27 protein-coding genes are annotated in these 25,832 nt (G+C 59.1%); 24 read left to right on the top strand and 3 right to left on the bottom strand.

The window, feature by feature from the left end:
* Positions 1-119: 119 nt before the first annotated feature.
* A complete protein-coding gene (gene rny / locus ACTQY5_RS05880; protein ID WP_022487168.1) occupies positions 120-1,649 on the top strand; it encodes a ribonuclease Y in 1,530 nt (509 codons plus the stop codon).
* 49 nt (positions 1,650-1,698) lie between these two features.
* On the opposite strand, the gene ACTQY5_RS05885 is transcribed toward rny, so the two are convergent.
* Positions 1,699-2,265 (bottom strand): ECF transporter S component, encoded by a 567-nt coding sequence (locus ACTQY5_RS05885; protein ID WP_441368933.1) that lies wholly within the window; start codon positions 2,263-2,265, stop codon positions 1,699-1,701.
* 163 nt (positions 2,266-2,428) lie between these two features.
* Between ACTQY5_RS05885 and ACTQY5_RS05890 the strand changes: the two genes are divergently transcribed.
* The 8 genes from ACTQY5_RS05890 to ACTQY5_RS05925 all read left to right on the top strand — a co-directional run bounded on the left by ACTQY5_RS05890 (position 2,429) and on the right by ACTQY5_RS05925 (position 8,865).
* Positions 2,429-3,019, top strand: coding sequence for a hydrolase (locus ACTQY5_RS05890; protein WP_441368934.1), 591 nt, complete (start codon positions 2,429-2,431; stop codon positions 3,017-3,019).
* A 93-nt stretch (positions 3,020-3,112) separates the two neighbouring features.
* On the top strand, positions 3,113-3,913 hold the full coding sequence (udp, locus tag ACTQY5_RS05895; protein ID WP_022487171.1) for a uridine phosphorylase: 801 nt from the start codon (positions 3,113-3,115) through the stop codon (positions 3,911-3,913).
* A complete protein-coding gene (locus tag ACTQY5_RS05900) occupies positions 3,910-5,133 on the top strand; it encodes a phosphopentomutase (protein WP_441368935.1) in 1,224 nt (407 codons plus the stop codon). Before udp ends, ACTQY5_RS05900 begins: the two co-directional genes overlap by 4 nt.
* Positions 5,130-5,744: a hypothetical protein gene (locus ACTQY5_RS05905; RefSeq protein ID WP_288311007.1), complete on the top strand. Its 615-nt coding sequence runs from the start codon at positions 5,130-5,132 to the stop codon at positions 5,742-5,744. The genes ACTQY5_RS05900 and ACTQY5_RS05905 overlap by 4 nt, the downstream gene beginning before the upstream one ends.
* 12 nt (positions 5,745-5,756) lie before the next feature.
* Positions 5,757-6,542, top strand: coding sequence for a ZIP family metal transporter (locus tag ACTQY5_RS05910; protein WP_154487706.1), 786 nt, complete (start codon positions 5,757-5,759; stop codon positions 6,540-6,542).
* A 126-nt stretch (positions 6,543-6,668) separates the two neighbouring features.
* On the top strand, positions 6,669-8,306 hold the full coding sequence (gene hcp / locus ACTQY5_RS05915) for a hydroxylamine reductase (RefSeq protein WP_022487175.1): 1,638 nt from the start codon (positions 6,669-6,671) through the stop codon (positions 8,304-8,306).
* 6 nt (positions 8,307-8,312) lie between these two features.
* A complete protein-coding gene (locus tag ACTQY5_RS05920; protein ID WP_022487176.1) occupies positions 8,313-8,474 on the top strand; it encodes a hypothetical protein in 162 nt (53 codons plus the stop codon).
* Positions 8,475-8,493: 19 nt separating this feature from the next.
* A complete protein-coding gene (locus tag ACTQY5_RS05925) occupies positions 8,494-8,865 on the top strand; it encodes a DUF488 domain-containing protein (RefSeq protein ID WP_441368936.1) in 372 nt (123 codons plus the stop codon).
* Between the two features lie 21 nt (positions 8,866-8,886).
* On the opposite strand, the gene ACTQY5_RS05930 is transcribed toward ACTQY5_RS05925, so the two are convergent.
* Both ACTQY5_RS05930 and ACTQY5_RS05935 read right to left on the bottom strand, forming a co-directional pair.
* A complete protein-coding gene (locus ACTQY5_RS05930; RefSeq protein ID WP_441368937.1) occupies positions 8,887-9,723 on the bottom strand; it encodes an alpha/beta hydrolase family protein in 837 nt (278 codons plus the stop codon).
* A complete protein-coding gene (locus ACTQY5_RS05935) occupies positions 9,713-11,002 on the bottom strand; it encodes a dicarboxylate/amino acid:cation symporter (RefSeq protein WP_302157009.1) in 1,290 nt (429 codons plus the stop codon). The genes ACTQY5_RS05930 and ACTQY5_RS05935 overlap by 11 nt, the downstream gene beginning before the upstream one ends.
* Before the next feature lie 713 nt (positions 11,003-11,715).
* Between ACTQY5_RS05935 and ACTQY5_RS05940 the strand changes: the two genes are divergently transcribed.
* The 15 genes from ACTQY5_RS05940 to ACTQY5_RS06010 all read left to right on the top strand — a co-directional run bounded on the left by ACTQY5_RS05940 (position 11,716) and on the right by ACTQY5_RS06010 (position 25,627).
* Positions 11,716-12,291 (top strand): biotin transporter BioY, encoded by a 576-nt coding sequence (locus tag ACTQY5_RS05940; RefSeq protein WP_303225314.1) that lies wholly within the window; start codon positions 11,716-11,718, stop codon positions 12,289-12,291.
* Positions 12,281-13,501: a thiolase family protein gene (locus ACTQY5_RS05945; RefSeq protein ID WP_441368938.1), complete on the top strand. Its 1,221-nt coding sequence runs from the start codon at positions 12,281-12,283 to the stop codon at positions 13,499-13,501. The genes ACTQY5_RS05940 and ACTQY5_RS05945 overlap by 11 nt, the downstream gene beginning before the upstream one ends.
* Before the next feature lie 18 nt (positions 13,502-13,519).
* Entirely contained in the window at positions 13,520-14,845 is a 1,326-nt protein-coding gene (locus tag ACTQY5_RS05950) for an AMP-binding protein (protein WP_441368939.1), read from the top strand.
* 84 nt (positions 14,846-14,929) lie between these two features.
* Positions 14,930-16,360, top strand: a complete 1,431-nt coding sequence (locus tag ACTQY5_RS05955; RefSeq protein WP_329777848.1) for a hypothetical protein — start codon at positions 14,930-14,932, stop codon at positions 16,358-16,360.
* Positions 16,361-16,393: 33 nt separating this feature from the next.
* A complete protein-coding gene (locus ACTQY5_RS05960; RefSeq protein ID WP_441368940.1) occupies positions 16,394-17,029 on the top strand; it encodes a YSC84-related protein in 636 nt (211 codons plus the stop codon).
* A complete protein-coding gene (gene tsaA, locus ACTQY5_RS05965; RefSeq protein WP_441368941.1) occupies positions 17,026-17,730 on the top strand; it encodes a tRNA (N6-threonylcarbamoyladenosine(37)-N6)-methyltransferase TrmO in 705 nt (234 codons plus the stop codon). The genes ACTQY5_RS05960 and tsaA overlap by 4 nt, the downstream gene beginning before the upstream one ends.
* A 162-nt stretch (positions 17,731-17,892) precedes the next feature.
* A complete protein-coding gene (locus ACTQY5_RS05970) occupies positions 17,893-18,513 on the top strand; it encodes a hypothetical protein (RefSeq protein ID WP_441368942.1) in 621 nt (206 codons plus the stop codon).
* Between the two features lies 1 nt (position 18,514).
* Complete coding sequence (locus ACTQY5_RS05975; protein ID WP_441368943.1) at positions 18,515-19,939, top strand: lipase family protein; 1,425 nt, start codon at positions 18,515-18,517, stop codon at positions 19,937-19,939.
* Positions 19,926-20,819 (top strand): amidohydrolase family protein, encoded by an 894-nt coding sequence (locus ACTQY5_RS05980; RefSeq protein ID WP_022487188.1) that lies wholly within the window; start codon positions 19,926-19,928, stop codon positions 20,817-20,819. The genes ACTQY5_RS05975 and ACTQY5_RS05980 overlap by 14 nt, the downstream gene beginning before the upstream one ends.
* On the top strand, positions 20,816-21,286 hold the full coding sequence (locus ACTQY5_RS05985) for a YhcH/YjgK/YiaL family protein (protein ID WP_022487189.1): 471 nt from the start codon (positions 20,816-20,818) through the stop codon (positions 21,284-21,286). The genes ACTQY5_RS05980 and ACTQY5_RS05985 overlap by 4 nt, the downstream gene beginning before the upstream one ends.
* 26 nt (positions 21,287-21,312) lie before the next feature.
* Entirely contained in the window at positions 21,313-21,684 is a 372-nt protein-coding gene (locus tag ACTQY5_RS05990) for an ATP-binding cassette domain-containing protein (RefSeq protein WP_441368944.1), read from the top strand.
* Entirely contained in the window at positions 21,681-22,334 is a 654-nt protein-coding gene (locus ACTQY5_RS05995; protein ID WP_441368945.1) for a MotA/TolQ/ExbB proton channel family protein, read from the top strand. Before ACTQY5_RS05990 ends, ACTQY5_RS05995 begins: the two co-directional genes overlap by 4 nt.
* Positions 22,331-22,753 (top strand): ExbD/TolR family protein, encoded by a 423-nt coding sequence (locus ACTQY5_RS06000; RefSeq protein WP_441368946.1) that lies wholly within the window; start codon positions 22,331-22,333, stop codon positions 22,751-22,753. The genes ACTQY5_RS05995 and ACTQY5_RS06000 overlap by 4 nt, the downstream gene beginning before the upstream one ends.
* Positions 22,740-23,540 carry an energy transducer TonB gene (locus tag ACTQY5_RS06005; RefSeq protein WP_329777856.1) on the top strand — a complete coding sequence of 267 codons (801 nt, stop codon included), beginning with the start codon at positions 22,740-22,742 and terminating at the stop codon, positions 23,538-23,540. The genes ACTQY5_RS06000 and ACTQY5_RS06005 overlap by 14 nt, the downstream gene beginning before the upstream one ends.
* A gap of 104 nt (positions 23,541-23,644) precedes the next feature.
* Positions 23,645-25,627 carry a TonB-dependent receptor plug domain-containing protein gene (locus ACTQY5_RS06010; protein WP_441368947.1) on the top strand — a complete coding sequence of 661 codons (1,983 nt, stop codon included), beginning with the start codon at positions 23,645-23,647 and terminating at the stop codon, positions 25,625-25,627.
* Positions 25,628-25,832: the final 205 nt, after the last annotated feature.

The following is a 25,832-nucleotide window of genomic DNA, read 5'->3' on the forward strand; positions in this document are numbered from 1 at the left end:
AAATATTTCTGTCCAATCGCGTTCATTGGGTGTTAAGGCGACCTCTGGTTGCCTTATTTGTTGTATGAGTAGGGTTTTATGAAAAATTCGCAAAAGAGGAGGTGCTCATCATAGATCCCATGAGTGTAGTTATTGCTGTAGTCCTTTGTTTATTAGGCGTTGGAGGGGGATATCTGGCTCGTAAAAATGTAGCTGAAGGGAAAATCGGCTCTGCAGAAGAGACAGCCAAACAGATCCTGGAAGATGCCAAGAAAGCAGGCGATGCCAAGAAGAAGGAAGCGCTGCTGGAAGCCAAGGAAGAAATCCACCGTCTCCGGTCCGAAATGGAACGGGAAAATAAAGAAAGAAGAGCGGAACTCAGCAAAAATGAACGGCGTCTGGTCCAGAAGGAAGAAAACGTCGACAAAAAAATGGATGCTTATGAAAAGAAGGAAGAAAAACTTCTGGAACAAAGCAACCGCCTGCGGGAAGCCCAGGCCAAAGTCGATGCCCTGTACGACCAGCAGATGGTGGAACTGGAACGGATTTCCGGTCTCACCAGTGAAGAAGCCAAGCAGGAACTCCTGGACAATGTCCGGGAGGAAGTCAAACATGACAAAGCCCGCCTGATCAAGGAAATGGAACAGGAAGCCAAGGATACCGCGGACCAGAAGGCCCGGGAAATCATTTCCCTGGCCATCCAGCGGTGCGCTGCCGACCAGGTGGCGGAAACCACGGTCACTGTGGTGCCTCTGCCCAACGATGAGATGAAAGGCCGGATCATCGGCCGGGAAGGCCGGAACATCCGGACCCTGGAAACTCTCACCGGTATCGATCTGATCATCGACGACACGCCGGAAGCGGTGATCATTTCCGGCTTCGACCCGGTACGCCGGGAAGTGGCCCGGATCGCTCTGGAGAAACTGATCAACGACGGCCGGATCCATCCGGCCCGGATCGAGGAAATGGTGGAAAAAGCCCAGAAGGAACTGGATCAGAAGATCAAGGAAGCCGGGGAACAGGCTACCTTCGAAGTGGGTGTCCACGGCATCCATCCGGAACTGATCAAGCTGCTGGGCCGTCTGAAATACCGGACCAGCTACGGACAGAACGTGCTGAAACATTCCACCGAAGTGGCTCATCTGGCCGGCCTGATGGCCGCCGAACTGGGGGTGGACGTGAACTCGGCCAAACGGGCCGGGCTGCTCCACGATATCGGCAAGGCCGTGGACCACGAAGTGGAAGGGTCCCATGTGGACCTGGGGGCGGAAGTGGCCAAACGGTATCACGAATCCGATATCGTCATCAACACCATCATGTCCCACCACGGAGACTGCGAACCCACATCCGTCCAGGCAGTGCTGGTTTCCGCCGCCGATGCCATTTCTGCGGCACGGCCGGGAGCCCGTCGGGAGACCCTGGAAACCTATCTGAAACGGCTGACGCGGTTGGAAGAAATCGCCGAATCCTTCGACGGCGTGGAGAAATGCTATGCTGTCCAGGCCGGACGGGAAATCCGCATCATGGTGAAACCGGAAAAGGTGGACGACGATGCCGCCACCATCCTGGCCCACGATGTGGCCAAGAAGATCGAAGAGGATATGGAATATCCGGGACAGATCAAAGTGGTCATCGTCCGGGAAACCCGGGCAGTGGATTATGCGAAGTAGAAATAAAAAAGGGCTGTTGCATGGGCAACAGTCCTTTTTTATTTGTGGGTCACAGCCCTATGCTTTTCTCCATCACCCGATACAGCACCACTGCCAGCACCACGGACACCACATTGCTCACCGCCATGCTGACGGCGCAGTTTATGGCGCTTACGTAAGCGATTGGTTGGGGCAGGCCCAGGATGAACACTTTGAAACTGTAGCGGATCAGGGGCTCGGTGATCACGTTCACCATGGAACCGAAGATGGAGGCCAGGGCCGCGGCCCGGAGCCGGGCTCTGTCTTCCGTGAGCCGGTCCAGTTGGCACAGGTGCTGAGCCGCCCAGGCAGTGGACCAGCCCAGGAGAAACTTGGCCAGGAAGGTGGGTGGGGCGGAAGTGGTGTACCCGGCCAGCAGGTCCGCCAGAGCCAGGCCAATGGCCCCGGACAGGGCTCCGTATCTGGCCCCCAGCACCAGGGCGGACAGCAGGATGAAGGCGTGGCCCACATAGATCTTCCCGGTAAGCCCCATTCCCATGGGGATCTCGATCCGGAGATAGGAGAAGCAGGCGAAGGCCAGTGCGGCGAACATCCCTGCCAGTGTCAGGTTGCGTATTTGCTGTTCCTGCAATTTCATCAACTCCCTTATAGCTTTTTATTATAGCGCCGGCCCTCCTGTGAAAAAATACACGGTTTGAACGTTTTTGAAAGAAAAATGTGCTTCTTCCGGAACTTTTGTTTCTCCTTTCTCCACCCCTTGTGGTATACTGGGGATAATGACGTTGGAAGGAGAGACAGAAATGGCCAATACGCGCGAAGAAGCTTGGGAACTGCTGAAAGAATACAACCAGGAACCCTTCCATCTCCAGCATGGACTGACGGTGGAAGGCTGCCTGCGGTACTTTGCCCGGGAACTGGGCTATGGGGATGAGGAAGACTTCTGGGGCATGGTGGGCCTGCTCCATGACCTGGATTTTGAGAAATATCCGGAAAAGCACTGCCGGAAGGAAGCGGAGATCCTGAAGGAAAAAGGCTGGGACGACCGGCTGATCCATGCGGTGGCCAGCCACGGATGGCCCCGGTGCAGCGATGTGGAACCCAGGGAGGAAATGGAAAAGGTTCTCTATGCGGTGGACGAACTGTCCGGGCTCATCGGGGCAGCGGCCCTTATGCGCCCCAGCAAAAGCGTCCAGGATATGGAAGTGAAGTCCCTGAAGAAAAAATTCAAGGACAAGCATTTTGCTGCCGGATGCAGCCGGGACGTGATCCAGCAGGGAGCGGATATGCTGGGCTGGGATCTGAACAAACTGTTCGAACAGAGCATCCTGGCCATGCGGTCCTGTGAGGAAACCGTGCGGGAAACCATGGAAAAAGAAGAAGGAAAGGCCTGAAGGGCCAAAAACAGGGGGAGCGGGGCCTTGAACAGGGGTCCTGCTCTTTCGTATAATAAAGGGTAAGAGAACTGCAACCAAGGAAGTGATACCATGGATCGTCATTATGCGGAACCTCATGAAGTCATGTATCATACCCAGCTGTCCCGGGAACGGCTGATGGGAGCGGATACGGCCCTGCTGCCCGGGGATCCGGGACGGGTCCGGTCCCTGGCGGAAGCCATGGGCCCTACGGTGGATCTGACCAGCCACCGGGAATACACCAGCTGTCTCACCCAGGTCCAGAACCGGCCGGTACTGGTGTGCTCCACCGGCATGGGAGGCCCTTCCACCGCCATCTGCCTGGAAGAACTGGCCCGGCTGGGGATCAGACGGGTGATCCGGGTGGGGACCACCGGCTCCATCCAGGACGGCCTGGAACTGGGAGATGTGGTGATCATCAAGGCAGCGGTCCGGCTGGAGGGCACCAGCTCCCACTATGCCCCCCTGGAATTCCCGGCGGTGGCGGATTTTGAACTGACCCAGCTGCTGGCCTATGCGGCCCTGGTGGAAAACGTGCCCCATCAGGTGGGCATCTGCTGCAGCTCGGATACCTTCTGGCCCGGCCAGGAACGGTACGACAGCTTCACCGGCTATGTACTCCGCCGGTTCCAGGGGAGCATGAAGGAATGGCAGCAGCTGGGGGTCACCAATTACGAAATGGAAACCGCTCCGGTGTTCGTCACCTCCCAGGCCCTGGGCCTGAAGGCGGCCAGCCTGTGCGGGGTGGTGGCCAAACGGACGGAAAGCGAAAGCATTGCCTCGCCGGAAATCTACCGGCTGGCGGAGAACCGGTTCCAGACCATTGTCCGCCGGGCATTGAACGAGTTGTTGGGAAGGGAGGAAAAGAAATGAAACGGTGCATCATCCTGATGATGGATTCCTTTGGCATCGGGGGCGCCCCTGATGGGGCAAAATTCGGAGACGCCGGAGCGGATACCCTGGGCCACATTGCCCGCTGGTTTGCCCGGCAGAAGGAGCAGGCCCCGGGAGCGTCCTTCCTGGCCCTGCCCAACCTGGCCCGGTATGGGCTGGAACTGGCCCACAAAAGGAGTACTGGAGAGGACCTGGCCCATTCCATCGGCAGTCCGGAACCCCTGGCCGGGGCCTATACCTATGCCAAAGAGATCAGCAGCGGCAAGGATACCCTCAGCGGCCACTGGGAACTGACAGGAGTGCCGGTGATGTTCAACTGGGGCTATTTTCCCGACAAGCCCCACTGCTTCCCGAAGGACATCATTGACGGGCTGATCCGGGAAGGCCATCTCCCCGGTGTGCTGGGGGAAAAGCACGCTTCCGGCACGGTGATCATCCAGGAACTGGGAGAAGAGCACATGCGTACCGGCAAGCCCATTGTCTACACTTCCGCTGATTCGGTGCTCCAGATTGCCGCTCATGAACGGACCTTCGGACTGGAGAATCTGTACAAACTCTGTGAGATTGCCTACAGACTTGTCCAGCCCTACCACATCGCCCGGGTCATCGCCCGTCCCTTTGTAGGGGAAAAGGCCGGGGAATTCACCCGTACCGGGAACCGCCACGACTATGCAGTACCGGCGCCGGAAAAGACCCTGCTGGATGAAGTGTACGAAAAAGCCGGTGGGGTCTATGCGGTGGGGAAAATCGCAGATATTTTCGCCCACAGGGGGATAACCCGGGCCTGGCATGCCACCGGCTTGGACGCCCTGTTCGACGCCACCCTGGAGGCCCTGGACGCTGCCGGAGACCGGAGCCTGGTGTTCACCAACTTCGTGGATTTCGATTCCACCTACGGCCACCGGCGGGACGCCAAAGGCTACGGGGAAGGGCTTATGACCGTGGACCGGCGTCTGCCGGAACTGGCGGCCCGGCTCCAGCCCGGAGACCTGGTGCTGGTCACTGCGGACCACGGGTGCGACCCCACCTGGAAAGGGACGGACCACACCCGGGAACACGTGCCCATGCTGTTCTTCGGGCCGGAAGTGAAGCCCGGGCCCCTGGAACCCATGGATACCTACAGTGATGCAGGGCAGATCCTGGCCCATCATCTGGGACTGGAACTGGCCCGGGGGAAAGCCCAGGAGGTGCTGAAATGAAAAGAGTCCAAAAGCTGCTGCTGACCCTTTGTTTCGTCCTTACGGGACTGTTCCTGATGGTGCCGGCAGAGGCGGCAGAACAGGCGGCCGCCCCTGACCTGCTGGATCGGAAGACCATTGCCTTTGTGGTCTATGACCATACGGGAGAAGCCACAACCTCCATGAAGGAAGTGTGGAAGCGCCAGGTTCGCCAGGCCTATCCCCGGGCGAAGTTCGTCTTCCTCCCTGATGCCCAGGCGGCGGAAGAGGCCAATGAGGTGCTGCTCCAGTTCGGAGGAGACGGGTACCCTATTGAAAAGGAAGTCCTGGATAAGATTGCCGACAAAACGGGAGCCACCGTGGTGTCCCTCCTGGTGGTCCGGGCCATGGACGAATTCTACATCCAGCCCATGTTCCTGGGAGGCTGGGACGATGACGGACCGGATACCCTGCTCCGGGTGGTGTCCGGGGCGGATATGTACATTTATCGGAAGGATACGGGGAAGTACATGAAGAAAAAGCTCCGGAAGGTGGAAACTACGGATATCGCCCTGGCGGTCCATCCGGAAAAAGAAATCCAGTACGCCCTCAGCAACCTGGCCATGACCATGGAGGGGAAAGATTTGATTTGAAGGAGGTGAATGATGATCAGTCCTGAAGTTTGGAAAGGGATCCTGATCCCTTTTGCCGGAACCAGTCTGGGGGCCGGCTGCGTGTATTTTATGAAGGAACAGCTCCACCGGAATGTCCAGCGGGGGCTCACCGGCTTTGCCGCCGGTGTCATGGTGGCAGCATCCATCTGGAGCCTTTTGATCCCGGCCCTGGAGGAAAGTGCCGGGCTGGGGAATTTCGCCTTTGTACCGGCGGTGGTGGGCTTCTGGGCGGGAATCCTGTTCCTGCTGCTGCTGGATGTGGTGATCCCCCATCTCCACATGAACACCGATGAACCGGAAGGGCCCCGGAGCCATCTGGCCCGGACCACCATGATGCTGCTGGCGGTGACCCTCCACAACATCCCGGAAGGGATGGCGGTGGGGATGATCTACGCAGGGTTCCTCACTGATCCCGGATCCATTTCCCTGGGCAGCGCCATTGCCCTGTCCCTGGGGATCGCCATCCAGAATTTCCCGGAAGGGGCCATCATTTCTCTGCCTCTCAAGGCGGCAGGGATGAACCGGCACCGGGCGTTTTTGGGCGGGGTACTGTCCGGCATCGTGGAGCCCATTGCGGCGGTGGGGACCATCCTGGCCTCCGGGGTCATCGGCCACCTGCTGCCCTATTTCCTCAGTTTCGCCGCCGGGGCCATGCTCTATGTGGTGGTGGAGGAAATGATTCCGGAAATGTCCGAAGGAGAACATTCCAATATTGGAGTCCTCACCTTCGCCCTGGGGTTCACAGTGATGATGACCCTGGATGTGGCACTGGGGTAGAGAAAATCATAAAATTTTCTATGCGTTGTTTAAACAACGGATTCTTTTCCTGCTCCGGACTATAATAAAGCCATCGAGTGAGAAAACAATCTGTTGAAGTTTTTATAAGAAAAGGGGAGTATACCTATGGAAAACAAGATGTTCTGTTATCAGTGTCAGGAAACTGCCGGCTGCAAAGGCTGCACCGTTGTCGGGGTCTGCGGCAAGAAGCCGGAAGTGGCTGCCATGCAGGATCTGCTGATCTACGCCACCAAGGGTCTGTCCGCTGTGACTACCGCCCTGCGTGCCGCCGGCAAATCCGTCAGCCGGAACGTGAACCATCTGGTGACCGTGAACCTGTTCACCACCATCACCAACGCCAACTTCGACCGGGAATCCATTATTGCCCGGATCAAAGAAACCCTGGCTGTGAAAGCTGATCTGCTGACCCAGCTGGATGACACTTCCAGCCTGCCTGCTGCAGCTCTGTGGAACGGGGACGAAAGCGAATTCGACGCCAAAGCCAAAACCGTAGGCGTCCTGGCCACCGAAAACGAAGACATCCGGTCCCTGCGGGAACTGATCACCTATGGCCTGAAAGGCCTGTCTGCCTACAGCAAGCATGCCAACGTGCTGGCTCAGGACGACGAAGAAGTGGATGCTTTCATCCAGCGGGCCCTGGCTGCCACTCTGGACGACAGCAAGAGCGTGGATGACCTGGTGGCTCTGACTCTGGAAACCGGGAAATACGGCGTACAGGGCATGGCTCTCCTGGACAAAGCCAACACCACCGCTTACGGCAACCCTGAAATCACTACTGTAGACATCGGCGTCCGGAAGAACCCGGGCATCCTGATCTCCGGCCATGACCTGAAAGACCTGGAAATGCTTCTGGATCAGACCGAAGGCACCGGCGTGGATGTATACACCCATTCTGAAATGCTCCCTGCCCACTACTATCCGTTCTTCAAGAAATACAAGAACTTCGCCGGCAACTACGGCAACGCCTGGTGGAAACAGAAGGAAGAATTCGAAAGCTTCAACGGGCCCATCCTGATGACCACCAACTGCATCGTTCCTCCCAAAGACAGCTACAAGGGCCGTCTGTGGACCACCGGTGCCACCGGCTTCCCCGGCTGCCGTCACATTGACGCTGACGAAAACGGCCACAAGGATTTCAGCGAACTGATCGCCCAGGCCAAGACCTGCCCGGCTCCCACTGAAATCGAAACCGGCAGCATCGTAGGCGGCTTCGCCCATGAACAGGTCTTTGCCCTGGCTGATAAAGTGGTGGATGCTGTGAAATCCGGCGCCATCAAGAAGTTCGTGGTCATGGCTGGCTGCGACGGCCGGATGAAGAGCCGTGAATACTATACGGAATTTGCCAAGGCTCTGCCGAAAGATACGGTGATCCTCACCGCCGGCTGCGCCAAATACAAATACAACAAACTGAATCTGGGTGACATCGGCGGGATTCCCCGGGTGCTGGATGCCGGTCAGTGCAACGACTCCTACTCCCTGGCTCTGATCGCCCTGAAACTGAAGGAAGTCTTCGGCCTGAAAGATGTCAACGAACTGCCCCTGATCTTCAACATTGCCTGGTACGAACAGAAAGCCGTCATCGTCCTGCTGGCCCTGCTGTACCTGGGTGTGAAGAACATCCATCTGGGACCCACCCTGCCTGCCTTCCTGTCCCCCAACGTGGCCAATGTGCTGGTGAAGAACTTCGGCATTGCCGGGATCACCAACGTGGAAGACGACATGAAACTGTTCTTCGGAGCCTGATCAGCCATGATCAAACTGTACGATCCGGATACCTGCCCCTGCAGCCATACCCACTGCCCCCGGTACAAGGACTGTGAGCCCTGCATCGAATTCCACCACAATTCGGAGGAATATCCCCTGACCGCCTGTGAGCAGGTGGCTGAGAGGGAAAAACGGCAGGCCCGCTGACAAGAAAGAAGGCTTTTCCATGGGAAAGCTGCAAGTAAAACGGATTTACGAAGACCCCGCTGAGACGGACGGCAGCCGGTTCCTGGTGGACCGGCTGTGGCCCCGGGGCATTAAAAAGGAAAACGCAGCCCTTACCGGTTGGGACAAGGAGATTGCTCCCACCAACGGACTGCGTCGGTCCTTCGGCCACGATCCGGAAAAGTTCCCGGAATTCGCCGCCGGCTACCAACAGGAGCTGGAAGCCAATCTGGAAGCGGGACCCTTTGTGGAAAAAATAAAAAAAGCCCTGGCCCAGGGCAACGTAACCTTGCTGTACGGAGCCAAAGACCAGGAGCATAACAATGCGGGTGTGTTGAAAAAGTGGATAGAGAAAAAAGAGACTGGTGCCTGAGCATCAGTCTCTTTTTCTCTGTCAGCGGTCAATGGTCTCCTCGATCCACTTCCCGATCACCCGGGCCAGTTCCAGCCGGGCGGTGTCCAGGGCGTGGTTGCTGGGGAGGATCACTTTTTTGTGATGGCCGGTGCCCGGAAGGGCTTCCAGCTCTTTCCACAGGGGCTCCACCATCCATTCCGGAGGGGCCACTGTATCCCGGCTGCCTCCGATCAGCAGCAGGTTCCGGTCCTGGAACCGGTGGGCGTTCTGGACGAAGCTCCATTGCCGGGCGTGCTGGACGCTGTCCTGCCACAAATCCTCAAACCGCCCCACATGGAGCACGGCGGCCGCCTGGGCAAACAGCTCCTTCAGCTGGCTGTGGGGCACGTGTTCCAGCCCCGCCTGGTGGTCGTAGGGACAGAAGGCCACGGTGCCCCGGAGAAAGGGCAGGACCCGGGAAGCGTTCAGCACCGTGTTCCCCCCATTGGAATGGCCCACCAGGAAGATGTTGGCCGGATCGATGGCGTAGGCTTTGGCTACCTCTTCCCGGGCCCACCGGGCCAGGGCCACTGCGTCTTCGATGCAGTGGGAGAAGGAATAGGTACCTTCGCTGCCCCAGGCTCCCCGGTGGTAGGGGCGGATCACCACACAGCCCATCCGGCGCAGGCACTGGGCCAGGTCGTCATTGTTGTTGGTGCCCGGGATCCCGTGGCACAGGACCACCGCCGGGTGGGGTGCCTCATAGATCCCCGAGGGCAGGTAGATTTCCCCCAGCACCCGGTCCCCGTCAATGGGCAGGTCCAGTTCCAGGGAATCCGGCAGGGGAGCATCCTGGTAATCGGGCTCTTCCAGCACATAACGGGCATTAATTTTCATAAGTCAAAGCTTCCTTTCCAGCAGCGTCTCCGTTGAGATTCTTTTTGTACCAGTCTTTTCCGTGGAAGATCCGGGTAATCAGCATGGATACCACCGTGTCCCCGCAGGAGTTCAGCAGGGTGCACCCGGGGTCAAACAGTTCGATGACCATCAGCAGGATGGGGAAGGCGCTTTCCGGCAGGTGGAATACGGAAACGATCATGGTTTCCCCGGCAGCCCCGCCTCCCGGTACGGAAGAAGTGGCCACGGAAGCGGCAACCCCCAGGAACAGGGCCAGGATGAAGTCAAACCCGGCCAGAGGATGGCCGAACAGAGTGGTGGCCAGCACTTCCGAATAGACCACGGCGATGCAGGCACCGTCCATATGGCAGGTGGCTCCCATGGAGACCACCACGGAAGAAATGTCCCGGGGTACCCCCAGCTTGTCACAGGCTTCCATCTGGAGCGGGATGGTGGCGGCGGAAGAACGGGTGCCCAGAGCCGTCAGGGCCGGAGCCAGGATCACCCGGAAATAGTTCTTCACGCCCCAGGTGCCGGCGGCCAGCCAGGCATAGAATCCCAGGAACACGAAGAAGTATACAAAGACCACGGTGTAGAACACCACCATGGCACTGCCGTAGGTCTTCAGCAGGTCGATGCCGTAGGTGCCGGTGAGATCCGCAAAATAGGCGCCCAGGCCGATGGGAGCCGCCTTCATGAGAATGGCCACCATTTTATAGCACACCAGGCTCATGGCGTTCATCCATTCCACCACCGGTTTGGCAGGTTCCCCGATCAGGGAAACGCAGATGCCGAAGAAAATGGTCAGGATGATGAGGGGCAGCACATGGAACCGGGAAATAAGGAGCGGCAGATCTCCCACCGTAAGGGTGTTGACGATCTGGTCCGCAATGGTCACCGGTTTGGCCGCTGCCTGGGTTGCTGCCGCCGCAGGAGCTGTAAAGGAGGTGGGCACTCCGGTGAAATGGGTCACCAGCAGGATCAGGCCACCGGAAATGGTGGCCGTGAGAACGAAAATGATCAGGGTATAGCCGATCATTTTCCCCACCTTACCAGTATCTTTGGTAGCGGCAATGGAGCCGGCAATGGAGAAAAAGATCAGCGGTACGATGAGACAGAACAGCAGGTTCAGGAAAATCTGTCCAATGGGCTTCAGGAAGGAAGCCTTGTCTCCCAGTACCAGGCCCAGGATGGCCCCCAGGATGCAGAAGGTGATCAGGATGATGGGATCCCGATAGTTGGCCAGGGCGGAACGGCCCGACCGGTTTGCGGTTGTCATAAAAAGTCCCCCTAACAAAGTATGAATAAGAACATGAACAAATTATAGAACGTTCCTCTTTAAAATACAAGAAAGAGTCAGATTCTTTATCAAGTGTCCCTCCAGGACGCATGAAGTTCTGCTTCATGGAATTTACGTTAACCTATATATAAAAGAGGTTGAACAATCTGCCCAAATCCGGTACACTGGAACCATTATGGAAGAATACACCGAAGGATACATCAGAGCCCTGGGCCAGTTCCAGGGCAGCCGCTATGACCACAGCTTCATTGCCCGGATCCAGTATGCCAGGGTCCGGCAAGCCGGGCCGGACTGCCGGTTCCGGTGTATATGCCTGCGAGACCGGCCCCGGAGCCAGCTGCTCCAGGCGGAAGCCTGGGAGGGAGACTGCCAGGTGGGGACCCTCCAGGTAGAACTGCTTTTTGCCGGCTCAAAGGTAAACCATATAGAAAAAATAGGTTTACTGAAACGAGACTCCGGACCTCCGGAAGGGTACCGGCACTGGCGGGCCTTTTCCCCGGAAGAAGTGAGGGAGTTTTCCCGGCGCACCGGAGATACCAATTCCATCCATCTGGAAGGCCGGCCGGTGGTCCAGGGGCTGCTCCTGTGGCAGAGCCTGTTCCGGCACCTGGGAGAACCGGAAACCATCCATATGTTGTTCAAAGCCCCCGTCCACGGGGGAGAGATGATTTACTGCAGGGAGGAAATAATCAATGAGCGAAATGAGAGAGAATTTGCATCCGTCTATGGCCGCAACCGGCAGCCGGGAACAGATCCGGTTCATGACCGGCAGCGCCGTCTGTGTCGCGCTGCTGGCGGTTTCGGCGTACATTTCTTTTCCGCTGCCTTTTACACCGGCCATGGTGACGGCTCTGACCATTATGGTGAACCTGGTGGCCTTTATCATGAAGCCGAAACAGGCAGCGATCATCCTGGGAATCTATCTGCTGCTGGGAGCCGTGGGGGTTCCGGTGTTCGTGGGAGGTACCTCCGGAATGATGAAGCTGGTCGGGCCCACCGGGGGCTTCAACCTGGGATTTTGGGCAGCGGCAGTGATCATGAGCGCCGTCCGGGGGAACACCCGGTCCTTTAAAAAGCTGGTGGCCATCGGCATCTGTGTGGGCATGCCCATCATTTATGTGGGGGGCTGCCTGAGCATGTACCTGGTGGCTAAAGTGGGGGTCTGGAAGACCCTGGTGATGGCCGTGTTCCCCTTCCTGATCGGGGATACCCTGAAAGTGGTCCTGGCTGCCTTCCTGGCCAACCGGCTCCAGCGCTATGGGTTCTGAGAGACGGGTCCAGGACGTGTTCCTGGTGGGAGGCCTTCGGAGCCATCTGGGCCTCCAGAACGGAATCTTTAAAAATGTACCGCCGGAGAAACTGGGCGCTGCCCTTCTCCGGCAGCTTTGTATCCGCTGCCCGGCAGCCCGGGAAGCCCAGCTGATCCTGGGAGGCAATGCCGTAGGCAGCGGAGGGAACCTGACCCGGCTTATGGCCCTTACAGCCGGCTTCCCGGTGGAGACTCCGGCCCTCACCCTGGACATGCAGTGCGCTTCCGCTCTGGGGGCCCTGTCCCTGGCCTGGGGGAAGATTGCCAGCGGCCAGCTGGACGTGGTCCTGTGCGGTGGGGTGGAATCTTCTTCCCTGCAGCCCCGGCGGGTGTACCAGCCCTGGGACAGCCGGTACACCCCGGAAGGCTACATGACCGCCCAGTTCTCCCCGGATACCCACAGCCCCCGGGCCATGCTGGAAGGAGCGGAACGGACGGCCCAGGTGTATGGAGTGCCCCGGGAGGAACTGGACATCTGGGCCGTGCGCAGCCACCGGAAGGCGGCTCAGGCAGCGGAAGATGGCCGGCTGGAACCCTGGGTGGTGTCCCTGTTCGGCAGCACAAGAGATGAAAGCATCCGGCCCCGGATGAACGGAAAACTGGCCCGGCGGATGCCTACCCTGTTCACCCGGGAGGAAACGGCGGCCCTGCTGACCCCGGAAGAACGGAACCTGGCGGGAGACTGCACCCCCACCCTGACGGCGGCCAATGCCTGCCTGACCCAGGACGGGGCGGCTTTCCTGGTGCTGGCCTCCGGACGGAAGCTGGCTGCCTGGCGCCGGGATGGGAAACCGGTGCGACCTCTGGCCCGAATCCTCCACGGTACGGAAGCGGGCGTGGATCCCCGGTTCAGCCCCCTGGGTGCCCTGACCGTGGGAGAAAAGATTCTGGAAGAAACCGGACTTCCGGTGGAAGCCATCGACGATTTTGAATACAATGAAGCCTTCGGGGTGATCTCCGCCCTGTTTGCCCGGCAGTATCCCACCTGTACCGACCGGTACCTGCCTCTGGGGGGTGCTCTGGCCTACGGCCATCCCTACGGGTGCAGCGGGGCTGTGCTGGTGCTCCATGCCCTGGCGTCCCTGGAGGGACAGGAAGGGAAAAGGGCCCTGTGCGCCATTGCCGGGGCCGGAGGCACAGGAGCCGGAGTGCTCCTGGAAACTTTGTAGCAGAAAGAAGAATCAGCCATGGATTATGGAACGATACTGGAACAATGGGCCCGGGTCCAGCCGGATAAAGCCTGCCTGGTGGAAGAGGAGCAGGTCTTTTCCTATGGGGAAATGGCCCGGAAGGCCCGGGTGTACAGGGACAGCCTGAAGCAGCTGGGGATTCCCCGGCAAACTGTTCTGATCATCCGGCCCAGACCGGCGGCTCAGCTGGAAGCCTTTTTGGGCGCGGAACTGGCAGGCTGGGTGCCGGTGTTGGGCCATCCGGACCTGTCAAAAGAGGCGGCGGACGAACTGGCCCGGGTCCGGCAGATCGGGTGGATCGACGACGGAACCCTGCGGCCCGGGTGCCCGGAAGCTCCGGTGCCGGCCAGGGAACTGTGCATGGGGGTCCTGAGCAGCGGCTCCACCGGGCTGCCCAAGCTGATGTTCCGGACCTATGGCAGCTGGGGGGATTTCTTTCCGGAGCAGGACCGGAAATTCCAGGTGGACCGGGACACGGTGGGCTTTTGCGAAGGGAGCATGAGCTTTACCGGGAACCTGAATGTGTGGGCCCAGCTGCTCCATGCCGGTGCCACCCTGGTGATGGCCTCCAGTCTCCGGAGCACCCGGTGGAAGGCTCTGTTGGACCGGTACCCGGTGACCCTGCTGTACCTGGTGCCGGTGAAGCTGAAGCTGCTGTTCCAGGTGCTGGAGCGGTCCTATCCGGCTATGAAGACGGTGCTGGCAGGGTCCCAGCTGCTGGATGGGGAAACAGCCCGGACCCTGAAAGCGCATTTTCCTTCCAGCCAGGTCCTGCTGTATTACGGGGCCAGCGAACTGGACTATATCACCTGGCTCACCTATGAGGAGCTGTTGGCCCATCCCCAGAGCGTGGGAAAGCCCTGCCCCGGGGTGAAGGTGGAGCTCCGGGAGGGGATGATCTGGATTGATACCCCTTACAGGGTGGCTGGTCTGCCCCGGCCCTGTACCCTGGAGGATATGGGATATTTCGATAAGGACGGATATTTGATCTTCCTGGGCCGCCGGGGTCAAGTGATCAACAAGGGAGGCCTTACCATCAGCTGCAGCCGGGTGGAACAGGCCCTGCTGAAAGTTCCCGGAGTCCGGGATGCCAGTGTGGTGCCCGTCCGGGACGAAAAGCGGGGAGAAGACCTGGGCGCTGGTGTGGTGCTGGAACCGGGGATCACCCTGCCCCAAGTACGAAAAGCCCTCCGGAAAACCCTGCTCCCGGGAGAGATTCCCGGCCGGTGGACAGAAATGGAAGCCCTGCCCCTTACGGGAGTGGGGAAGGTGGATTACAAGAAGGTGAAGGAGAGTCTGGCGTTCTCATACCCTCATTCGTGACAAAAGGGTGCCATCGTTTACGGTGGCACCCTTTTGCGGTATACTATATTATGTATAAGTATATACAGGAAAGTAGGGATTCCCATGAAAAATTCCAAGATTTTAACATTGGCCATCCTGGCCTCTTTGCTGTCCACCCCTTGCGCCTGGGCAGCCCATAAGACCACGGCGGCTGCTGCCGCCACTTCTGCCCAGACGGAAACGGCGAAACCGGCCAAGGCCGAAAAAGCCGCTGCCAAGGCGGAAAAAACGGCTGAAAAGGCTGCTCCGGCGGAAACGGCGGGGGAAACCACCGCTGCTGAACCTCTGCCGGCGGACAGCTACAGCGCTGCCAAAGTGGTCAGCGGAGAAAAGACCGCCCTGGCCGACAGCTATGCGGCTCTGGTGGCGGACGAAAGCGCCCTGCTGGTAAAGAACGGGGCGGACGTGACCCTGTCCCACGGAGCCATTACCAAAAGCGGCGCCACTACTGACGTGCTGGGCAGCAAGTTCCACGGCCAGAATGCGGCAGTGCTGGCTGCAGACGGAGCCCTTGCCATGGACGGGTGCACCATCCGGACGGAAGCGGACGGGGCCAACGCCGTGTTCGCCACCGGGTCCAAAGGCAGCGTGAAGCTCCACGATTCCAACATCCGCACCACCGGGGCCTCTTCCCGGGGCCTGGATGCCACCGAAGGGGGTACCATCACGGCGGACAACATCAACATCGGTACCACCGGTATCCGGTCTGCGGCCCTGGCCACGGAACCTTCCGGAGCCAGCGTGACAGTGAGCAAGAGCACCATCAACACTTCCGGAGAAGGCTCTCCCCTGGTGTATTCCAAGGGAACCATCAAGGTCAGCGAAGTAAAGGGCACCGCCGGAGCCAGTGAAATCGCCGTGGTGGAAGGAAACAACTCCATCCACCTGGAATATGTGGATCTGTCCGGCAACGGCAGTCACGGGGTGATGCTGTACCAGAACAAGACCCGGGACAACGGCTCTGACGGCAAGGCCCTGGGCCGGTTCGCCGCCAAAGGGTCCGCTCTCCGGAGCCTGAAGGAAGGCCCCCTGTTCTACGTGACCAATACCGCAGCCCGGATCTATTCGGAAATGACCACCATGCAGTATCTGGGGGGCACCCTGATCCGGGTGGAAGCCAACCAGTTCGGGGACGCCGGGACCAACGGCGGTGACCTGACCTTCATGGCCAACAACCAGGGGCTTTACGGCAATGTGTCCGTGGACGCCAGCAGCACCATCCTGATGGACCTCCAGAACGGCAGCCACTGGTCCGGAGCCATTAATACGGATAACACCGGCAAGAAGGTGGACGTGAACCTGGACGCCTCCTCCAGCTGGTCTCTGACCGCTGACAGCCATGTGGACGGGTTCACCGACGGAACCACGGCCCTGACCAACCTGAAGGGCAACGGGCACACCCTGTACTACAACAGCAGCAGTGCCGCCAACGCCTGGCTGGGCGGCAAGACCTACGAACTCCAGGGCGGCGGGTATCTGAAGCCGGAGAAATAAGAGTGAAGAGTAAAGAGTGAAGAGGGTCTGATCATGAAACAAACGAAAAAAATCACGGCGTCTCTGCTGGCGGCTCTGGCTTTGACGGCTCCCTGCTTTGCCGCGGGGGCTGCGGCCCAGCCGGCCGGTGATAAAACGGTCCAGACGGCTCCTCTGACCAAAGAAGACCGGGAACGGGCGGAACTGCGGACCAAGACCTACAAGGCCCTGCTGGATCTGTACAAACGGAAACCCCAGTCCCGGAAGGCCATCCAGAACGCTTTTGGCTATGCAGTGTTCGTGGACACCAGCTACAGCGTGGGACTTTTAGGTGGGGGCCACGGCCGGGGACGGGCCATCAACCAGCACAGCGGCCGGGAAGTGTTCATGAAAATGGGCGAGATGAAAGTGGGCCTGGGCCTGGGGGTCCGGCAGTCCAACATCATCTTTGTGTTCGGCAATGAAGACGCCTTCAATTCTTTCATTACCAAAGGATGGACTTTTGGTGGTGAAGCGGTGGCTGCTGCCGGAGACGGAGTCAACGGGGACGCCCTGGAAGGCTCCTTCCAGGTGGCACCGGGCATGTGGATGTACCAGGTGACCACCAAGGGACTGGCCGCTGATCTTACCGTAAAGGGCACCCGGTTCTACGTAGACAAGGGCCTGAACGTGAACACGGTGGTGAAATGACGGAACCTCAATCCCTGGAACAGGGCCTCCTAACCCTCCGGCCGGTGGCCTGGTACCGGGGCCTGCTGCCGGAAAAATTCGGCCTGCCCCGGCAGAGCGGCCTGGTGCCGGATCTGACAGGACGGGTGGAAATGGCGGAAGGGTTCCGGGAACGGGAAGCCCTCCGGGGCCTGGAAGGGTTCTCCCATCTGTGGCTGATCTGGGGCTTTTCCCGGAACCACACCTGGTCGCCTACCGTGCGGCCGCCCCGGCTGGGAGGCAATACCCGGCTGGGGGTCTTCGCCACCCGGTCCCCTTTCCGTCCCAATCCCCTGGGCCTGTCCCTGGTGGAACTGGACAAAATCATTTGGGAGGGCCCCCATGGGCCGGAACTGTGGGTGAAGGGGGCGGACCTGATGGACGGTACCCCCATTTATGACATCAAGCCCTATGTGCCCTACGCCGATGCCCGTCCCGACGCACGGAGCGGCTTCGCCCAGGGGGCGGACAGCACCCTGGAGGTCCGGTGTTCCCCGGACCTTCTGGCCAAACTGCCGGAAGACCAGCGGGGGGCCCTTTTGGGGATCCTGTCTCAGGACCCCCGGCCCCATTACCAGAAAGATCCGGACCGGATCTACGGTATGGCCTTCGGAGAATGGAATGTAAAGTTCCGCATTGCAGAAGAAAATGTAACTGTAATTTCCATTGAAAAGATTCAATAATCATCAAAATAAGAAAAAAAGAGCTGTTACCTGTATTTTACAGAGAACAGCTCTTTTTTTATCTGTCTTGCAATTCCCTCTTCCGACCAGATGCGGCTGTTTATCCAACCGCATCTTTTTATGTTATACTAGGAATATTAAGGAAAAAAGGAGCGTGGAACCATGTTTAAAAAAGCGGCTTTGGCGGCTCTGGCCCTTTGCTTCAGCCTGTCCGTCCCGGCTTTTGCCGAGGTGGAAAGCCAGCAGGCCCAGGTGGGGAACCTGGAAATGACCTGGCCGGTGGTCCATACCAAGAACAAAAAAGCGGATACCATGATCAACAAGGATATCAAGACCTTTATGGATGATTTCCGGGCCGGGTTCGTGGACCGGAAGTTCACTTCCGGCCGGACCTGGTATGAAACCAAATACGAGGACAACCAGCTGGTTTCCCTGGTGCTCAGCGATCTGCGGACCCAGGGCGGCGACAACAAAGTCCGGACCAGCGCCGTGGTATACGAACTGGCCAGCGGCCAGCGGCTGCCTCTGTCCGCCTTTGTCCGGGTGACGGTGGCCGACCTGAACGGATACCTGGCCAACCAGTGCTACAACAGCAGCGATGTGAAGATCCATCCCACCAAACAGGTGACCCGGGTGCCGGAAGATTTCTTCCTGAACCAGGACGGGAGCATTTCCATCCTGTTCCAGACGGACGAACTGGGAACCCTCCTGGACGGGCCGGTGTACATCCGTCTGAGCCAGCCGGACCTCCGGGACCTGAACACCCGGAATCCCCGGGCCTGAGATGGTCCTGAAAAGGAATCAAGGGGGACGGCTGGTCCGTTTTCTGGCGGCCGCTGCCCTGCTGGTGCTGCCCCGGGCGGCCTGGGCGGCATCCCAGTCGGCGCCGGACCGTCCGGTGAAGCAGGCGGCCATGACGGCCATGGCAGCGGCCGTGTGCGCCGGCAGCTATCACCCGGAAAACAGTGAAGAAGTCCGGTATCTGGAAGACTACGGCTGGAAGCTCACCCCCTATACCCTGAAGGACGGGAAGACGGAAGTGAACTTCACCCTGGCCCGGAAACCGGATCCCCTCCGGGGGAAAATCTGGAATGTGCTGGCCTTCCGGGGCAGTGCCTCCAAAGGGGACTGGAAGCTGAATCTCCAGATGGAGACGGTGGACTATCCTTCCGGGAAACCGGCCGCCGAAGAAATGGACAGCCCGGCAGTCCACAAAGGCTTCCTCCAGTACGCCCGGACGGCTCTTTCCCAGCCTCTGGATGTGGATGGGGACGGGAAGACGGAAAACCTGGGGGACTACCTGAAAACCCATCCCAGGGAACGGCTGCTGCTCACCGGCCACAGCCTGGGTGGAGCCGGAGCCACCCTGGTGGGAGAAGAACTGGCGGCCCAGGGGGTATCCCGGGCCCAGATCCCGGTGATCACCTTCGGGGCCCCGGCGGTGGGAAACCGGGCCTTTGCCCGGGAATACGGAACGAAGATCAGCCTGCTCCGGGCGGTGACCTCTTTGGACCCGGTGCCCGGGGCGCTCCAGACCGTGACCCGGTCCGGGTATCAGCAGTTTGGAGAAAAGAAAGAATATGCCCTGTCGGGAAAATACACGGACTACCAGCATCCCATTTCCTATTATCTGGACCTGGCGGTGCGGGATTATTATCAGGAACGGCAGAAGGCAGTGGAAGCGGGAATCTGGCCCCCGGCACCCCGGGAGCAGCGGGAGGGTACCGGTCCCTTGACGGCCCTGGTGATCCTGAGCCGGGACAACGGGGCGGATACCCGGTATTCCCCGGATCTGGGCCAGTTCCTGCTGGATGAATACCGGAGCCTGCTGCCCCGGTATGTGGTGCTGGAGTACCGGCACACCGCCGGCAGCGAGGACCTTTGGTCCCAGGAAGAGATCCGGCAGAAAGCCCGGAAGGCCGGGGCGGACATCCTGGTGGTGGCCCAGGTGGACCGGCACCGGGTGGGCCAGAGCGACAAATGGTCCATCCAGCTGGACCAGGAAGTGCTGGACCTGAGGATTGGCGGAGTCCATAGGGTGACGGCAGGCAGCACCCGGGTGCGCTTCGAGCAGGGAGTGCTCCAGAGCCTGCTGACCCTGTGGGAAGAACAGAAAAAAGAAGTACAGAACGTCCTGCCGGAAGCCAACAGGCAGGAACCATTGTGGATATTTTTGCGGGAAGAGGGGAATTTGAATGAAAATCATTGACGGCCATATGCATTTTTTCCGGTATGAAGGCTTCGACCAGGTGGCCAAAGCCGCCGGCCATGAAAATACAGTGGAGAACTATTTGAAGGCCTGCCGGGAGAACAACGTGGTGCTGTCGGTGGCCATGGGCAACGCACCTCTGGGGCCCAGCCGGTTCGGAGGGGTGGTACCCAGGGTGCCGGATCTGGCGGGCCCCTGCACCCTGGATCCTTACAACCAGCCGGCGGAAATCGCCTTCTGTGCCGGGCTGGAAAGCAACGCCCTTACCAAAGAGAACTGCGAAAAGACCGCCCAGGAATTCGAACCGGTGGTTCGGAACCCCCACTGTGTGGGAATCAAGATCTACACCGGCTACAACCAGGTGTACGCCTATGATCCAAGGCATTTTCCCCTGTATGAACTGGCGGAAGCCTATCAGGTGCCGGTGGTGTTCCATACGGGAGATACTGCCGGAGGCCACGGGCTTTTGAAATATGCCCATCCTCTCACCATCGACGAAGTGGCGGGCCAGTTCCCCCGGGTGAAGTTCGTGATCGCCCACTGCGGCAATCCCTGGATCCTGGACGCCATGGAAGTGGTGGCCAAGAATCCCAATGTGTATGTGGACCTGTCCGGGCTCCTGGAAGGGAAGTTCGACGGGGCCATCTTCTACGAAAAGCACCGGGATTATTTCCGCTATATCCGGATGTGGCTGGACTATGTGGACCGGTACGACAAGGTGATCTATGGCACTGACTGGCCGCTGATCAACATCCACAGTTACATCGACAACATGAAGCTGGTGGTGCCGGAAGCCCACCACGAAGAATTTTTCTACAGGAACGCCCTGCGGGTCTACACCAAGCTGCTGGGGCTCCTGCCCAAGGAGGAGAACGCATGATTACAGGAAATCTGGACCATTTGGACCGGCTGGCAGGCCAGCTTACCGGGCCGGTGAAAAAGGCCCTGGAACTGCTGGCGGAACGGGATGTAACGGAGCTGCCGGTGGGAAAGAAACTGCTGGCCGGAGAAGACATCTTTGCCAGCGTCAACGAGTATGAAACGGAACCGGCCCGGGACCGGCGGCCGGAAAAACACTTTCAGTACATCGACATCCAGATCCTGGGTGTCGGACGGGAAGCCATCGGCTACACCGACGTGGAAAACGCCGGAGAGATCACCGAAGACCGGCGGGAAGCCAATGACGTGGTGTTCTACGGTCAGGTGAAAAAGGAAAACGTGGTGAAGCTGGAAAAACGGGATTTCGCCATTTTCTACCCCTGGGAAGTCCATCGGCCCAACTGCCATTTTGACGGGAAGGCGGAAAAGGTTAAAAAAATCGTAGTCAAGGTACGGATGGATCAATAAAAGCAAGGAGTCAGCCTGCTTTTTATGTGAAAACCCTGCAACATTTCTGCGACTGTTCCGGAGGCGAAGCCAAGCGGGTGTGGATCGCCACGGTGCTGGCCCAGCAGCCGGATCTTCTGTTCCTGGACGAACCAACTGCTTTTCTGAACATTTCCTACCAGGTGGAAGTGATGCAGCTGGTCAAGAAGCTGAATCGGGAAAATGGTATGGGCATCGTCATGGTCCTCCATGACCTGGGCCAGGCTCTGGAAGTCAGCGACCGGGTGGTGGTGATCCAGAACGGGAAGAAATACGCGGAGGGCCCTCCGGAAGAACTGCTGGCTCGCCGGGTCCTGTATTATGCCTTATGGAAGAAAGAAGTCGGAGACAATGCGGCTGGAAAGAGAGAGGAAACATGAACATACTGACTGCAGGCGTGGATTATTTCATCAAAGGGGGCTGGGTCATGTGGCCCCTGCTTTTTTGTTCCATTGCCGCCCTGGCCATCGGGGTGGAACGGATGCTGTTCTTCCGGAAGGCAGACAGCGGCCGGGAATTCACCAAGGCCTTCTGCACCTATGTGGAAAACAATGACTGGTACCAGGCCAAGGAACTGGCGGACCACACCCAGGGAGAAATCGCCAAGCTGGCCACCATTGTCATGGAGCGGCATGACAATTACGGGTACCTGGAAAACTTCATCAGCTACCGGGCGGAACGGGCCCTGGACAAATTCGAGAAGAACCTGCCCTATCTGAACATTATCGTGACCCTGGCTCCGGTGCTGGGACTTTTGGGTACCGTTACCGGGATGATGGGAGCTTTCACCCACCTGACCCAGCGGATGACCAACCCTATGGGAGTTACCTCCGGCCTGGCGGAAGCCCTGATTACCACGGTATTTGGCCTGTGCATCTCCATTATCGCCGTAGTGTCCCATGGATATTTTGAACGGCGGATGAAGACCATCACCCTGAACATCGAGGAAATGGGCAACACCCTTCTGGAAGCGGTGCGGAAGAAGGAAACCTGCAGCGAATTCTGCCATCCGGAACGGAGGCGGGCATGATCAAGCTGAAGGACCGGGAGAAAAACGACCTGGGGATCATGATCAGTCCCATGATCGACATGAGTTTCCTGCTGCTGGTGTTCTTCATCGTTACCACCATGAACATGAGTGAAGTGGAAACGGTGCCGGTCCAGCTGCCAGCGGCCACCCAGACCCGGATTCAGCCGGAAGCCCGGTTCAATGTGGCGGTGAAGGCGGACGGCAGTCTGTACCTGGGGACGAAACCGGTGACCCGGGAAGCCCTCATCGCCCAGGCCAAAGCCGCTGCGGCCAAAGACCCCCAGTTTTCCCTGGTAATCTACGGGGATGGGCAGGTGCCCTATGAAAAGATCCTGGGGCTCCTGGACGACTGCAAGGCCGCCGGGATCCTCCGTGTGGGCCTGGCGGCGGAAAAGGCGGCGGACCATGGGCAGCAGTGACAGCCGGAAGGGGCTGCTGGTGTCCCTGGGGGTCCATCTGGCGGTGCTCCTGGCTCTGGGAAGCGCCGGGTTCCAGGCCTGGCAGAAACAGCAGGAACAGGATAAAGTCTACACCGTAAACATCGTTTCCGGCAGTCCCTATCATGGGTATGGGGAAGTGCCCGGGGCCCGGCTGGGGAACGGGAACCCTCCGGCTCCTGCAGCAGGACAAAAGCCGATGACTGCTGCTTCCCGTCCCCAGGTTCCGGCGGTGCCCCGGATGACGGCCCCGGATGCCATTCCGGAAGAACGGACCGCTGCCCAGAACAGCCCGGCAGCCCCTGTACCGACAGAAAATGCCAGTCCGGCTCTGACCGGCAGCGGAGACGCATCTTCCAGCGGCCAGGCTGCCGGGGATCCGGAAGGGGGCAGTCCTGACGGAGTCTCCAATGGGGGCAATCAGTCAGGCAGCCCGGGAGAACCTCCGGGCCCGGCAGGGGCGGATGGCCCCGGCTTCGACACGGAAGCGGTCCAGTCCGATGTATCCGCCAGCTTCCTGGGAGGGCCGGCGCCGGAATATCCTGATGCGCTCCGGAACCACGGGATCCAGGGCTCCGTCCGGGTCCGGATGATTGTGGGGAAGGACGGCTCCGTGGAAAGCGCCACGGTGGTGTCCAGTTCCGGCTATGGTCCCATGGACCAGGCGGCCCTGGATGCGGCCTACGGCTATGCTTTTGAACCGGCGTACAAGGAAGGATACCCGGTCCGGTGCTATGCAACAAAAACATTTACCTTCCGGCTGAACTGACAGGGGAGACCGACCGCGGCTTTCGGGCGGACCGGTCTCACGGGGGGAATCTGAAACATGCGGAAAGGAATGACCTGCAAAATACAGTGTAGAGGAGCGTTACCATGGATCAAACGTGGCTGAAAAGAAGAATCCTGCTGGCGGTAAGCCTGGCAGCCGTACTGGGCGGTGCCCAGCTGTGCAGTGCCGCAGAGGCATCTGATACTGCGATGGACAATCTGGAACTGGGAGAGACGGTGGTCACCGCCACCCGGACCAAGCTGGAGGAAAAACAGGTCCCCATGGCGGTCCAGGTGATCAAGGCTGACGAAATGAAAAAGAAAGGGGCCTACAACGTCCGGGATGCCATCAAGAACGCCACGGGCATCGACGTGTCCCGGAACGGTACCTCCATGGTGGGGAACAATGTAAGCGTCCGGGGCATGGGAATCACGGAAACCCTGATCCTGGTGGATGGCCGCCGGATTGCCGGAGAAGATTCCGCCAGCACCATGAATGCCTACGAGCTGGACCGGATCAACGTGAACCAGATCGACCGGGTGGAAATCCTCCGGGGATCCGGTTCCGCCGTCTGGGGCAGTGATGCCACCGGAGGCGTGATCAACATCATCACCAAAAAGAACAAGCCCCAGGGCGGCTATGCGGGTACCCGCACCGGCAGCCTGGAATCTTCCGTGTACGGAGGCTTTGCCACCGGGGACATGGGGAAGCTGAACATGAACTTCGATTTCAACCTGACCAAGGTCCGGAAGGAGGACAACAACGGCAGTACCAACATGTACGGCCCCCGGCGGAATTTCTCCTTCAATGGGAACTACCGGTTCAATGACCACAGCGGCCTGGACTTCGGGGCCAGTTTCATGAAAGAACAGCTCACCAGCCTGTCCGGCAGCACCACCGCCGGCACCACCACCAGCTACTATGACAACAACCGGTCCGATTATCATGTGAAGTACTACGGCTTCGACCGGAAGAACGACTGGGAGATCCAGTCCTACTACAGCCGGCTGGGGAAAGTGGGCCGTACCCGGACAGCCGCCTGGGACGATTTCAACCATGCCCGGTATTCCACCTGGGTCAACGAAGCCAAGAACACCTACAAGATGGACAAAAACAACACCCTTACCTACGGCATGGAAGTGAAGAACCAGAAAGCCGGGGGCACCCGGTTCGCCAACTCGGGCGGGGGCACCCGGATCGAACGGTATCTGGGCATGACCAGTCCCTACGGGTCTGCCAGCCAGAATTCCTATGCCTTCTATCTGGAAGACGAAATGAAGCTGGGAGACAAGCTGTTGTTCGTTCCCTCTGTCCGGTTCGATCATCATGACAGCTTTGGCAGCGAATGGTCCCCCCGGGCCGGGCTCACCTACAGCTTCAGCAAGGCCAGCCGGCTGAAAGTGAACTACGGCAAGGCCTTCCGGGCTCCCACCATCTTCGAACTGTACTCCCAGATGATCCATTCCCCCATTGCCTCCATGCGGGTGATCGTGGAAGGGAACCCGGATCTGCAGCCGGAAAAATCCACCAACTTCGACATCAGCCTGGAAGGGGAAAAGGGCAAGGCCACCGGGAAACTCACCTACTTCCGCAACAAGATCTCCAACCTGATTGATTCGGAAAGAGTGTCCCTGAGCTTCAGCGGCGGGATCCGGAACTTCCTGTACAAGTACCGGAACGTGGACAAGGCCACCTTTAACGGGGTGGAAGCGGAAACCCGGTATAAGTTCGACAAACACTGGAGCGCCCGGGCCAACTACACCTACCTGGATGCCCGGGATGGGAACACCAACAAGCGGCTCACCGGCCGGGCCCTGAATACCGGCACTGTGGAACTGTCCTGGACCGATGCCAAAAAGGCTCCCTGGACTGCCACCCTGTACAACCAGTGGTACCAGAACTATCTCACCAGCGCCGACAACAAGTCCTATTCCTACAGCCTTACCAATTTCGTGGTGACCAAGGACATCGGCAGCCTGTCCCTGTACGCAGGGATTGACAACCTGTTCAACAAAAAATTCGACAGCAGCGACAGCATCTGGACCGACGGACGGGTCTGGAGAGCCGGCGCTGAATGGAAATTCTAAGGAGGATGCCCATAAAAACCATCGTACTGTATTCCAGCCGTACCGGCAACAACCGGAAGGTGGCGGAAACCATAGCCGCCGCCCTGCCGGGATCTGGAAAACGCCGCCTGGTTCGCCCGTCCCTTGTTCGAAGCCAAGTGCCTGGTATTTGGCTTCCTTCGGCAGCTGACCATTGACCGTTGACTGTTTTTTCTTTTTCTCCAAA

This window comes from Acidaminococcus sp. HCP3S3_H5, from assembly GCF_052122235.1.
Taxonomy (GTDB): domain Bacteria; phylum Bacillota; class Negativicutes; order Acidaminococcales; family Acidaminococcaceae; genus Acidaminococcus.